The 12,984-nt window shown below is 59.9% G+C and carries 9 protein-coding genes; 4 read left to right on the top strand and 5 right to left on the bottom strand.

The window, feature by feature from the left end:
- Nucleotides 1-52: 52 nt before the first annotated feature.
- Both lolD and FHL16_RS11045 read right to left on the bottom strand, forming a co-directional pair.
- Nucleotides 53-736: a lipoprotein-releasing ABC transporter ATP-binding protein LolD gene (gene lolD / locus FHL16_RS11050; protein ID WP_167360488.1), complete on the bottom strand. Its 684-nt coding sequence runs from the start codon at nucleotides 734-736 to the stop codon at nucleotides 53-55.
- Nucleotides 737-743: 7 nt separating this feature from the next.
- On the bottom strand, nucleotides 744-1,994 hold the full coding sequence (locus tag FHL16_RS11045; RefSeq protein WP_010456317.1) for a lipoprotein-releasing ABC transporter permease subunit: 1,251 nt from the start codon (nucleotides 1,992-1,994) through the stop codon (nucleotides 744-746).
- 94 nt (nucleotides 1,995-2,088) lie between these two features.
- Between FHL16_RS11045 and FHL16_RS11040 the strand changes: the two genes are divergently transcribed.
- Nucleotides 2,089-2,667 (top strand): PilZ domain-containing protein, encoded by a 579-nt coding sequence (locus FHL16_RS11040; RefSeq protein WP_010456319.1) that lies wholly within the window; start codon nucleotides 2,089-2,091, stop codon nucleotides 2,665-2,667.
- A 14-nt stretch (nucleotides 2,668-2,681) separates the two neighbouring features.
- Nucleotides 2,682-3,404, top strand: coding sequence for a glycerophosphodiester phosphodiesterase (locus FHL16_RS11035; protein WP_010456321.1), 723 nt, complete (start codon nucleotides 2,682-2,684; stop codon nucleotides 3,402-3,404).
- Nucleotides 3,405-3,446: 42 nt separating this feature from the next.
- Here FHL16_RS11035 and sthA read toward each other — a convergent pair whose 3' ends face one another.
- Both sthA and FHL16_RS11025 read right to left on the bottom strand, forming a co-directional pair.
- The gene (sthA, locus tag FHL16_RS11030; RefSeq protein ID WP_010456323.1) at nucleotides 3,447-4,841 is read right to left on the bottom strand and encodes a Si-specific NAD(P)(+) transhydrogenase; all 1,395 of its coding nucleotides are present in this window, start codon (nucleotides 4,839-4,841) and stop codon (nucleotides 3,447-3,449) included.
- A gap of 207 nt (nucleotides 4,842-5,048) precedes the next feature.
- The gene (locus tag FHL16_RS11025; RefSeq protein ID WP_077748230.1) at nucleotides 5,049-6,035 is read right to left on the bottom strand and encodes an FAD:protein FMN transferase; all 987 of its coding nucleotides are present in this window, start codon (nucleotides 6,033-6,035) and stop codon (nucleotides 5,049-5,051) included.
- Nucleotides 6,036-6,238: 203 nt separating this feature from the next.
- Here FHL16_RS11025 and tcuC point away from each other — a divergent pair, with 203 nt between their 5' ends.
- Complete coding sequence (gene tcuC, locus FHL16_RS11020; RefSeq protein WP_077748229.1) at nucleotides 6,239-7,537, top strand: MFS transporter; 1,299 nt, start codon at nucleotides 6,239-6,241, stop codon at nucleotides 7,535-7,537.
- A gap of 165 nt (nucleotides 7,538-7,702) precedes the next feature.
- On the opposite strand, the gene FHL16_RS11015 is transcribed toward tcuC, so the two are convergent.
- On the bottom strand, nucleotides 7,703-9,166 hold the full coding sequence (locus FHL16_RS11015; protein ID WP_042932690.1) for a glyceraldehyde-3-phosphate dehydrogenase: 1,464 nt from the start codon (nucleotides 9,164-9,166) through the stop codon (nucleotides 7,703-7,705).
- A 363-nt stretch (nucleotides 9,167-9,529) separates the two neighbouring features.
- On the opposite strand from FHL16_RS11015, the gene mfd reads away from it, so the two are divergent.
- Nucleotides 9,530-12,979: a transcription-repair coupling factor gene (mfd, locus tag FHL16_RS11010; protein ID WP_010456331.1), complete on the top strand. Its 3,450-nt coding sequence runs from the start codon at nucleotides 9,530-9,532 to the stop codon at nucleotides 12,977-12,979.
- Nucleotides 12,980-12,984: the final 5 nt, after the last annotated feature.

Genomic DNA, 12,984 nt, shown 5'->3' with positions numbered 1-12,984 from the left:
GTATAAAAATAAAAGACCCGACGTACTGTTCAGCACGCCGGGTTTCGGCCAATCAGATGGGCGTCAGGCAACCTTCCTGCAAATGCAGGACGCGATCCATCTGGCGAGCCAGGTTCATGTCGTGAGTCACCACCAGGAACGCCGTGCGCATCGAGGTGCTGAGTTCCAGCATCAAATCCTGAATGCCCTGGGCGGTGTGGGAGTCGAGGTTGCCGGTCGGCTCGTCGAGCATCACCAGGCCTGGCTTGTTCACCAAGGCGCGGGCGATGGCAACGCGCTGACGTTCGCCGCCGGACAGTTCAGACGGTTTGTGCTCCAGGCGATGGCCAAGCCCTACCCGCTCCAGCAACGCAGTCGCACGCTGGCGCGCTTCCGGAATCGCAGTCTTGCCGATCAGCAGCGGCATGCAGACGTTTTCCAGCGCGGTGAACTCAGGCAGCAAATGGTGGAACTGGTAGACGAAACCCAGCGACCGGTTGCGCAGCAGGCCGCGATTCTTCTCGCTCAGGGCCGACAGCTCTTCGCCATCGAGCCAGACGCTGCCCTTGGTCGGCGTGTCGAGACCGCCCAACAGGTTGAGCAAGGTACTTTTGCCCGAACCCGAGGTGCCGACAATCGCCACGCGCTCACCCGGATGCAACTCCAGTTGCAGACCGGCCAGCACTTCTACCGACTCCGGGCCTTCCTCGTAGGACTTGCCCAGGTTGCGGCAGCTCAAGATTGCTTTATCACTCATACCCAACTCACTCATAACGTAGCGCCTCCGCAGGCTGGGTGCGCGCGGCACGCCAGGCTGGATACAGGGTGGCGAGGAAACTCAGGACCAACGCGGCGGCGCAGACCATCAACACGTCCTGGCTCTGCACTTGCGACGGCAGGTAATCGATGAAATACACGTCGGCGTTCAGGAATTTGTGGCCGATCAACCCTTCGAGGGCCGAGATCGCAGCGCTGACGTTCAACGCGGCGAAGATCCCGACCACGGCGCCGATCAGCGTGCCGATCACGCCAATGACCGTGCCCTGGACCATGAAGATCGCCATGATCTGCCCCGGCGTTGAGCCCAGGGTTCGCAGAATCGCAATGTCACCTTTCTTGTCGTTCACCACCATCACCAGCGTGGAAATGATGTTGAAGGCCGCGACGGCGACGATCAGCAGCAACAGCAGGCCGATCATGGCTTTTTCCATGCGGATCGCCTGATACAGATTGCCGTGGGTACGGGTCCAGTCGCGGGCGTAGAAATGGTCCTCACCGAGTTGCTGGGCGATATTCCACGCCGTGCGCGGGGCCTGGAACAGGTCATCGAACTTCAGGCGGATGCCCTGGACCTGATCCGGCTTCCAGCGATGCATTTTCGCCAGATCCTGCAGGTTGGTGACCCCCAGGTACCCGTCGATCTCACCGGCGCCGACATGGAAAATGCCGACCACGGTAAAGCGTTTCATGCGCGGGAACATCCCGGCCGGCGTCACCGTGACTTCCGGTGCCACGAATGTCAGCTTGTCGCCAACCGCGGCGCCAAGCTTGGCGGCCGCCTTGTCACCGATGACAATGCCGAAGCTGCCCGGCGTGAGGTCGTCGAGTTTGCCCTGCTGCATGAAGTTATCAATGATCGAGACCTGGCGTTCCAGCGCAGGGTCGATGGCATTGAGCAGGACTTTGGAGACCTTGCCGTTGTTGGTCAGCAAACCCTGCATCTGGGTGAACGGCGCAACGGCCGTCACCTGCGGGTTCTGCTTGACCTTGGCGGCCAGGCTTTGCCAGTCGCTGATCGGTTCACCGGACTCGATGGTCGCGTGGGGCACCATGCCCAGCACGCGGGTGCGCATCTCATGATCGAAGCCGTTCATGACCGAAAGCACGACGATCATCACGACCACGCCGAGGGCGAGTCCGATCATCGAGGTCAGGGAAATGAATGACACAAAATGATTGCGGCGCTTTGCACGGGTATAACGCGTGCCAATAAATACGAAGAGAGGTCTGAACATGTCGGGGCTTGTTCGGAGGGAAAAGGAACGTCCTTGTGGCGGGGGTCGATAACCAGCTTTACACTCAGACCACCGCCGCTACCATGGGTTCGCCATGTCGACATTAGATGAAGAAGATCGCCGCGAATACTACCGTATCGAGGACACGATCGCACTGGAAATTCGGCCCCTGTCCGCTCCCGAAGCCGCAGGCCAGGAAGTGTTGCAGGATGCTTCCCCACTGTTCAACTTGCTCAGCGAACTGCACCTGAGCGAATTCGAGTCGCAACACCTGCTGCGCCAGATCAGTGAGCGCGACCGCAACCTCGCTGCGTTCCTGAAATCCCAGAACAAACGCATCGATCTGCTGAGCCAGGTGATCGCCATCACCGTACTCGGGCAGATCGGCGAGCCGCAGCCGGTGATCATTTCCGAAGGCGGTATCGACTTCCAGCACCCGACGCCCATCGCCGTGGGCGCGCACCTGTCGGTCAAACTGGTGCTGATGCCACAAGCCCTCGGCCTGTTGCTGCGGGCCAAGGTCACGCATTGCGATCGCAAGGCTGGCGCCTACGACGTTGGCACCGAGTTCGAATACCCGACCGACGCCCAGCGCCAATTGCTGGCCCGCTACATTTTGCAGAAGCAGGCCCAGGAACGACGTCTGGCCCGCGAAAACGAATCAGGCATTTAATTTAAGGAAGAACCGTGACCCTCATCTACGGCCATCGCGGCGCCAAGGGCGAAGCACCGGAAAACACGCTGACCAGTTTCCAGCAATGCCTCAAGCATGGCGTGCGCCGCTGTGAACTGGACCTGCACCTGTCCATGGACAACGAGTTGATGGTCATCCACGACCCGACACTCAAGCGCACCACCGACCGACGCGGCAAGGTCGTCGAGCACACGGCGGCCGAGCTGGTGACCTACGACGCACGCAAGGGCGGGCCGGGCTGGATCAAGCCTTGCCCGATCCCCACGCTGGAAGAGTTGTTCGAGAAATGCGATTTCGAGCATTGGCAGCTGGAAGTCAAAAGTGCATCTCGCACCCGTGCCGCGACGACCGTACTGGCGATACGCGAAATGGCTCAGCGTTTCGGCCTGCTCGACAAGGTCACGATCACATCGAGTTCACGCGAAGTGCTGAAAGCCGCGCTGGACCTGGTGCCGGACGTGTCTCGTGGATTGGTGGCTGAATATGCATGGCTCGACCCGTTGAAAGTCGCCCAGAGTTACGGCTGTGAGATTCTGGCGCTGAACTGGACCCTGTGTACGCCGGAACGCCTGCAGAAGGCGCAGCGTCAGGGGCTGCATGTGTCGGTATGGACAGTCAACGAGCCCGCGCTGATGCGCAGACTCGCCGACTTCGGCGTTGACAGCCTGATTACAGACTTTCCCGGTTTGGCCAGCGCCACCCTCGAGAATTGCTGAAATCGGTCTCCCCGGCCGGCTCAGGCCACCGGCCGGAGCCACTCAAAAAAGCCGGTTGAGGCCATCGTAAGCCGCTACCCGATAGGCTTCGGCCATGGTCGGGTAGTTGAACGTCGTGTTGACGAAGTACTTCAGGGTGTTCAGTTCGCCCGGCTGGCTCATGATCGCCTGACCGATGTGAACGATCTCCGAGGCCTGATAACCGAAGCAGTGAACGCCCAGCACTTCCAGGGTCTCGCGGTGGAACAGGATTTTCAGCATGCCCTGGGGCTCGCCGGCAATCTGTGCACGCGCCATGCCCTTGAAGAACGCCTTGCCCACTTCGTAGGGCACCTTGGCCTGAGTCAGCTCCTGCTCGTTCTTGCCGATCGAGCTGATCTCCGGAATGGTGTAGATACCGGTCGGCACGTCGTTGACGAAGCGCCAGCTGTTGTTATCGACGATGCTGCCAGCGGCCGAACGACCTTGGTCGTGGGCGGCACTGGCCAGGCTCGGCCAGCCGATCACGTCACCGGCACCGTAAATGTTCGGTACGCAGGTGCGATAGGCTTCGTCGACTTCGATCTGGCCACGGCTGTTGACCTTCACGCCGATGTTTTCCAGACCCAGCTGGTCGGTGTTGCCGGTACGACCGTTGCACCAGAGCAAGGCATCGGCCTTGATCTTCTTGCCGGACTTGAGGTGCAGGATCACGCCGCTGTCCACGCCTTCGACGCGGTCGTAGTCTTCGTTGTGGCGAACCGTGATGTTGTTGTTGCTGAAGTGGTAGCTCAGGGCCTGGGAAATTTCCGAGTCCAGGAAACTCAGCAACTGACCGCGGTTGTCCACCAGTTCAACCAGCACACCCAGGCCACTGAAGATCGACGCGTATTCGCAACCGATCACGCCAGCGCCGTAAACGATGAGTTTGCGCGGGGTGTGGCCGAGGCTGAGGATGGTGTCGCTATCGTAGATGCGCGGGTGATGGAAATCGATGTCCGCCGGGCGATAGGGACGCGAGCCGGTGGCGATGATGATGTGCTTGGCCACCAGTTTTTCGACCACACCGTTGGCGCAGACCACTTCGATGGTTTGCTCGTCGGCGAAGCTGCCGGTGCCGAAGAACACGTCGACGCGATTACGGGCGTAGTAGCCGGTGCGCGAGGCGACTTGTTTGGAAATGACTTTTTCGGCGCTTTTCAGCACGTCCGGAAACGAGAACCAGCGCGGCTCACCAATGGCCCGGAACATCGGGTTGGTGTTGAACTGCATAATCTGCCGGACCGAGTGACGCAGTGCCTTGGACGGGATGGTACCCAGGTGGGTGCAGTTGCCGCCGACCTGGCGACGGCTATCGACCATCGCCACCTTGCGCCCTGCTTTGGCGGCGTTCATTGCCGCGCCTTCTCCCGCCGGGCCGGAACCCAGTACCACCACGTCGTAGTTGTAGACAGCCATGCGTACTCCTCAGAACAGGCCGCAGTGCCCTCGGCACCTGCGGCTAAATCACGCCGATCTGTGGCGTGAAGGAACAATTTGGGGCCAATGCAGAACCCGGACACAGTCTATAGAAGCGTCAACGCCGGGCACATTAACCCTTGGTCGCGTCGTAGGCTAGTTTTGCCTGCACTACAACGCCAGTCTTCGATGCGCGAACCGTCGCAATCATTCAGTTTTGCCGCCACTGAGGCGCTCAAAAGCCTGATTGGTTCGTGTGACGAAACCTGTATCGGCACGGATCACAAAAAATGCGCCGATATCGTGTTTTTCTGCGTAGTCCCACCCGCGCTCCGGTCCGAGAATCAGCAACAGCGTCGATAAGCCATCGGCCATTAACGCTGAAGGATTAATCACTGTGACCGACGCCAGGGTGTGTGAGACCGGCGCACCGGTGCGGGCATCGAAGGTGTGGGAATAGCGCCGACCGTCCTGCTCGAAATAGTTACGGTAGTCGCCGGAAGTGGACACTCCGTAGCCGTCGACAACAATCACACGTTCGGCCACTTGCCGATCATCCCGAGGCTCTTCCAGAGCGATGCGCCATGGCGAGCCGTCGTGTTTCTTGCCGGCCGCCTTGAGTTCGCCGGTGACCTCGACCAGGTAGCTGCGGATGCCCATCGCTTCGAGTTTTTCGGCAATGGTATCGACGGCGTAACCGGCGGCGATGCTGTTGAAGTCGACTTCGACGGCGGCGTCCTTGCACAGCTGATCGCGATCGATGCGCAGGTGTTGGTAGCCAACCCTCTGCCTTACTTCGGCGAGCGACTGGGCGGTGGGGACTTTTTCCTCACGGGCTTGCGGGCCGAACCCCCAGAGATTGAGCAGCGGCTCCACAGTCAGGTCGTAGGAGCCTTCGCTTTGTTCCGACAACAGCTGAGCAACGCGGATCAGTTTGAGGATCGGCGCGGGCATTTTCTGACAGCGATTGGCGGGGAGATCGTTGAAGCGCTCGATGTCCGAATCGCTGCGGTAGGTCGAGAATTGTCGATCCACTTCAGCAAGGATATTTTCTACTTCAGCCTGCACCGCTTTCGGCCCGAGCGTGTAGGAATGCCTCACGTATTGAATGGAATAACGACTGCCCATGGCTGGGCCGTCGAAGCGTTCCAGACTGTCGCCGTTGCCACAACCGGACAAAACACCGACCAGCATCACAATCCCAGCCCACCGTCCAGTTAACAAATCTTCATCTCCCCCCAAAACCGCGCCCGCCATTATGGGCTTCAGAGCGCATGGGAGCCAGACCTGCCTCATCTGCCTGTCAGACGCAAAACCTGTGGGAGCCTCACTTCGCCACACAGGCTCGTGCAGGTGCAGTGCGTTCAAACAAGACTTACCAGAGTGAGTATCTACAAATGTCCTCCAACACGAGCAAAGGCAAGGCGATTTTTCGCGTTGTCAGCGGTAACTTTCTCGAAATGTTCGACTTTATGGTCTACGGCTTTTACGCCACGGCCATCGCGAAAACGTTCTTTCCTGCCGACAGCGCTTTCGCCTCCCTGATGTTGTCGCTGGCCACTTTCGGTGCTGGTTTCCTGATGCGCCCGCTGGGCGCGATTTTCCTCGGCGCCTACATCGACCGTCATGGCCGCCGCAAAGGCTTGATCATCACCCTGGCGATGATGGCTGCCGGCACGGTGCTGATTGCCTGCGTGCCGGGTTACGCCACCCTCGGCGTGGCCGCGCCGCTGCTCGTGCTGTTCGGCCGCCTGCTGCAAGGCTTCTCGGCCGGCGTGGAACTGGGCGGCGTGTCGGTGTACCTGGCAGAGATTTCCACGCCGGGTCGCAAGGGCTTCTTTGTCAGTTGGCAATCCGCCAGTCAGCAAGCCGCGGTGGTGTTCGCCGGTCTGCTCGGGGTCGGTTTGAACCATTGGCTCAGCCCCGAAGAAATGGGTGACTGGGGCTGGCGTGTTCCATTCCTGATCGGCTGCATGATTGTGCCGGTGATTTTCATGATTCGTCGTTCGCTTGAAGAAACCCCGGAATTCCAGGCGCGCAAACACCGCCCTACCCTGCGGGACGTCGTCCGCTCGATCAGTCAGAACTTTGGCATCGTCATCGCCGGCATGGCATTGGTGGTGATGACCACCGTGTCGTTCTACCTGATCACCGCCTACACCCCGACCTTCGGCAAAGCCGAATTGCATCTGTCGGATCTGGATGCGTTGCTGGTGACGGTCTGTATCGGTCTGTCGAATTTTTTCTGGCTGCCTGTCATGGGTGCCGTGTCCGACAAGATCGGGCGCAAACCCCTACTCCTGGCGGCGACCATTCTGGCGATCCTTACGGCCTACCCTGCCCTGTCATGGCTGGTGGCGAACCCGAGCTTCAGCCATTTGCTGATCGTCGAGTTGTGGCTGTCGTTCCTGTACGGCTCGTACAACGGCGCCATGGTGGTGGCGCTGACCGAGATCATGCCGGTGGAAGTTCGTACCACCGGCTTCTCCCTGGCCTACAGCCTGGCGACTGCAACGTTCGGCGGGTTTACACCTGCGGCGTGTACGTATTTGATCCATGTGCTGGATAACAAGGCAGCGCCGGGGATCTGGCTCACTGGCGCGGCGGTGCTGGGGCTGATTGCGACGCTGGTGTTGTTCAAAGGCAATCGGCATGAACTGCGGACTGCGCAAGCCGCGATGGTCGGCGGCGCCTGACAAATCGCTTTCGCGGGCAAGCCTCGCTCCTACAGGTCATTTGCCAGTTTTGAGCGGGCGCATGCCCGCGTAAAGGCCGGCACAAACCACACCTCTGGAAACTGACAAATTGCACAAACAAAAACGCCCCGACCAAAGTCGGGGCGTTTCATGTGCAGCTAAGGCTTAGCGCGGGAATGCTGGCGGGTTTACACCGGCCATGTCTTCCATCACGCGAACCACCTGGCAGCTGTAACCGAACTCGTTGTCGTACCAGACGTACAGAACAACGCGGTTGTCTTGGGTGATGGTCGCTTCAGCGTCCACAACGCCTGCGTGGCGCGAGCCAACGAAGTCGGTGGAAACCACTTCCTGCGAATTGACGTAGTCGATTTGCTTATGCAGGTCGGAGTGCATGGCCATCTGGCGCAGGTACTCGTTGATCTCTTCACGAGTGGTGGCTTTCTCAAGGTTCAGGTTGAGAATGGCCATCGACACGTTTGGCGTCGGAACGCGGATCGCGTTACCGGTCAGCTTGCCGGCCAGCTCAGGCAGTGCCTTGGCAGCAGCAGTGGCAGCACCGGTCTCGGTGATCACCATGTTCAGCGCGGCACTACGGCCACGGCGATCGCCTTTGTGGAAGTTGTCGATCAGGTTCTGGTCGTTGGTGTACGAGTGAACGGTTTCAACGTGACCATTTACGATGCCGAACTTGTCGTTCACAGCTTTGAGCACCGGCACGATGGCGTTGGTGGTGCAGGAAGCGGCGGAAACGATCTTGTCGTCAGCAGTGATATCACCGTGGTTGATGCCGTGAACGATGTTCTTCAGCTTGCCTTTACCCGGCGCGGTCAGAACAACGCGGTCGATACCTGGGCAAGCCAGGTGTTGACCCAGGCCCTCGGCGTCGCGCCATACACCGGTGTTGTCCACCAGCAGCGCGTCTTTGATGCCGTACTGGGTGTAATCCACTTCAGTCGGGTTTTTCGCGTAGATCACCTGGATCAGGTTGCCGTTGGCGGTGATGGTGTTGTTGGCTTCATCAATAGTGATGGTGCCATCGAACGGACCATGAACCGAGTCACGACGCAGCAGGCTTGCACGCTTGACCAGATCGTTCTCGGCGCCCTTGCGGACAACGATGGCGCGCAGACGCAGGCCGTCGCCACCACCGGTTTTCTCGATCAGGATGCGCGCCAGCAGACGGCCGATACGACCGAAGCCGTACAGGACAACGTCGGTGCCTTTGCGAGCGGAAACGTTCTGCTGACCAACGACATCAGCCAGTTCTTCGCGGACGAACTGCTCGGCAGTGCGGCCATTGCCTTCGGCTTTGAACTTGACCGCAAGCTTGCCCAGGTCAACCGAAGCGGCGCCAAGCTTGAGCTCGCTCATCGCCTTGAGCAGCGGGAATGTTTCGTGGACGGACAATTCGCTGTCATCGGACTGACGATGACGAGCAAAGCGGTGAGCTTTGAGAATCGCAATGACTGAACGATTGATCAGGCTGCGGCCATAGATCGAGCTCACCACGTTGTTATTGCGGTAGAGCTGACCGATAAGCGGAATCATCGCTTCTGCGAGTGCTTCACGGTCGATCCATTCACCAAGACACTGGTCGGGCTTCTGAGTCACGGGAACCTTCCACATGTAGGGGCAGAAAAAAGGGGCTACATTATGCCGCCGAGTGCCTCCCGTAGCAATGCGCGCCTGTCGTGCGATCCGTAACAAAATCAGGTTCAAAAAAATCACGCAGCGATGCAGCCCAGTAAAACCGGGGCTTTCAGCGCAGTCAATTTTTTGGAGATACCGCTGTCTTATCCGTAACCCTCCGTAACACTCGGTCGTTTTGCCACTACATAATCATCAATTTCCGGTAAAAAACCGGCGAATTTTGTCTTTACCACTACATTTCGCCAAACCTGCGTAATAGACACAGTCTGCAACTGACAGGCGGCACCCGGGGCCGCTACAATTACCGACTTTGTCGCAACGCTTGGAGCTCAACCTTCCGTGCCCGTTCTGCGTCTACCGCTTCTCCCTGCCGCGGCAGGTAAACAGCACTGGGGCAACCTGCCCGGTGCCGCCCTTAGCCTGGCCATCGCCGAGGCTGCCAGCGCTGCCAAGCGCTTTACCCTGCTGCTGACCGCCGACAGCCAAAGTGCCGAACGGCTGGAACAGGAGCTGAGTTTCTTCGCCCCGGATTTGCCTGTGCTGCATTTCCCGGACTGGGAAACCCTGCCTTACGATCTGTTTTCCCCCCACCAGGACATCATTTCCCAGCGCATCGCGGCCTTATATAGGTTGCCGGAGCTGAGCCATGGCGTATTGGTCGTGCCGATCACCACCGCGCTGCACCGCCTCGCGCCGACCAAATTCCTGCTCGGCAGCAGCCTGGTGCTGGACGTTGGCCAGAAGCTCGACGTCGAGCAAATGCGCACCCGACTTGAAGCCAGTGGCTATCGCTACGTCGACACGGTGTACGAGCACGGCGAGTTCACGGTGCGCGGCTCGCTGATCGACCTGTTCCCGATGGGCAGCAAACTGCCCTTCCGTATCGACTTGTTCGACGACGAAATCGAAACGCTGCGTACCTTCGACCCGGAAAACCAGCGCTCCATCGATAAAGTCGACACCGTTCGCCTGCTGCCCGCGCGGGAATTCCCGCTGCAGAAAGATGCGGTCACCCGCTTCAAGGCACGCTTTCGCGAGCGTTTCGATGTCGACTTCCGTCGCTGCCCGATCTTTCAAGACCTGAGCAGCGGGATTACACCGGCCGGTATCGAGTACTACCTGCCGCTGTTCTTCGACGAAACCTCGACGCTGTTCGATTACCTGCCCCAGGACACACAAGTGTTTTCCCTGCCGGGCATCGAGCAGGCAGCGGAAAACTTCTGGAACGACGTGCGCAATCGCTACGAAGAACGCCGCGTCGATCCGTCCCGTCCTTTATTACCTCCGGCCGAACTGTTCCTGCCGGTGGAAGACTGCTTTGCGCGCCTGAAGAACTGGCCGCGGGTAGTGGCCAGTCAACAGGACGTGGAAACCGGCGTCGGTCGCGAGCGCTTCCCGGCGCGCGAACTGCCGAACCTGGCCATCGAAGCCAAGGCCACTCAGCCGTTAGCGGCGCTGGCCGGTTTCCTCGACGAGTTCCCCGGGCGCGTGCTGTTTACCGCCGAGTCCGCGGGTCGTCGTGAAGTGCTGCTGGAATTGCTCGAACGCCTGAAGCTGCGACCGAAAACCGTCGACAGCTGGCCGGACTTTGTCGCAAGCAAGGAGCGACTGGCGATCACCATCGCGCCGCTCGACGAAGGCCTGGTACTCGACGACCCGGCCCTGGCGCTGGTGGCCGAAAGCCCGTTGTTCGGTCAGCGGGTAATGCAACGTCGTCGCCGCGAAAAACGCGCCGATGCCAACAACGATGCAGTCATCAAGAACCTTACCGAGTTGCGCGAAGGCGCGCCGGTGGTGCATATCGATCACGGCGTCGGTCGCTACCTGGGTCTGGCGACCCTGGAAATCGACGATCAGGCTGCCGAGTTCTTGACCCTGCAATACGCAGAGGGCGCCAAGCTCTACGTGCCAGTGGCCAACCTGCACCTGATTGCTCGCTACACCGGTAGCGACGATGCCCTGGCCCCGCTGCACCGCCTCGGCTCGGAAACCTGGCAGAAAGCCAAACGCAAAGCCGCCGAGCAAGTGCGCGACGTCGCGGCCGAGCTGCTCGACATCTATGCCCGTCGCGCCGCTCGCGAAGGTTATGCCTTCGAAGACCCGAAAGCCGATTACGCAACCTTCAGTGCCGGTTTCCCGTTCGAAGAAACCCCGGATCAGCAAACCACCATCGACGCCGTCCGCGCCGACATGCTGGCACCGAAGCCGATGGACCGCCTGGTCTGCGGCGACGTGGGCTTCGGCAAGACCGAAGTGGCGATGCGCGCGGCGTTCATTGCGGTGCATGGCGGTCGCCAGGTGGCGATCCTGGTGCCGACTACCCTGCTCGCCCAGCAGCATTACAACAGCTTCCGCGACCGCTTCGCCGACTGGCCGGTGAGCGTGGAAGTGATGAGCCGTTTCAAGTCGACCAAGGAAGTCAACGCTGCAGTGGCGGACCTCGCCGAAGGCAAGATCGACATCGTCATCGGCACGCACAAGTTGCTGCAGGACGACGTAAAAATCAAAAACCTCGGGTTGGTCATCATCGACGAAGAGCATCGTTTTGGTGTCCGTCAAAAAGAGCAGCTCAAGGCCCTGCGCAGTGAAGTCGACATTCTTACCCTGACCGCCACGCCGATTCCGCGCACGCTGAACATGGCGGTGTCGGGCATGCGCGACCTGTCGATCATTGCCACGCCGCCAGCCCGTCGCCTGTCGGTGCGGACCTTCGTCATGGAGCAGAACAAGAGCACGGTCAAAGAGGCCCTGCTGCGTGAGTTGCTGCGCGGCGGTCAGGTCTATTACCTGCACAACGATGTTAAGACCATCGAGAAGTGCGCCGCCGACCTCGCCGAACTGGTGCCGGAAGCGCGGATCGGCATCGGCCACGGGCAGATGCGCGAACGCGATCTCGAACAGGTGATGAGCGACTTTTATCACAAGCGCTTCAACGTGCTGATTGCCTCGACCATCATCGAGACCGGCATCGACGTGCCGAGCGCCAACACCATCATCATCGAGCGTGCCGACAAATTTGGCCTGGCGCAGCTGCACCAATTGCGCGGCCGCGTCGGTCGCAGTCACCACCAGGCTTACGCTTATTTGCTGACCCCGCCACGCCAGCAGATCACTCCCGACGCCGAAAAACGTCTGGAAGCGATCGCCAACACCCAGGACCTCGGCGCAGGCTTCGTGCTCGCCACCAACGACCTGGAGATCCGTGGCGCCGGCGAACTGCTGGGCGACGGTCAGAGCGGTCAGATCCAAGCGGTCGGTTTCACCCTGTACATGGAAATGCTCGAACGCGCGGTGAAGTCGATCCGCAAGGGCGAACAACCGAACCTTGATCAACCGCTGGGCGGTGGTCCGGAAGTCAATCTGCGCGTCCCGGCGTTGATTCCCGAAGCCTACTTGCCGGACGTGCATGCCCGACTGATTCTCTACAAACGCATTGCCTCGGCCACCGATGAGGAAGGCCTCAAAGACCTGCAAGTGGAGATGATCGACCGTTTCGGCCTGCTGCCGGAACCGACGAAGAACCTGATGCGCATCACGGCATTGAAGCTGCAAGCCGAACTGCTGGGCATCAAGAAAGTCGACGGTGGCCCGCAAGGCGGCCGGATCGAGTTCGCCGCGCAGACGCCGGTCGACCCGCTGACCCTGATCAAACTGATCCAGGGTCAGCCCAAACGCTACAAATTCGAAGGTGCCACGATGTTTAAATTCATGGTCCCGATGGAGCGCCCGGAAGAGCGCTTTAATACTGTAGAGGCGCTGCTTGAGTGCCTCATTCCGAAAACTGCTTGAAGGAC

The sequence above is a fragment of the Pseudomonas sp. FSL W5-0299 genome (assembly GCF_005930655.1).
GTDB classification, from domain to species: Bacteria; Pseudomonadota; Gammaproteobacteria; order Pseudomonadales; family Pseudomonadaceae; genus Aquipseudomonas; species Aquipseudomonas mandelii.
This window is presented reverse-complemented; position numbering and strand designations above follow the sequence as displayed.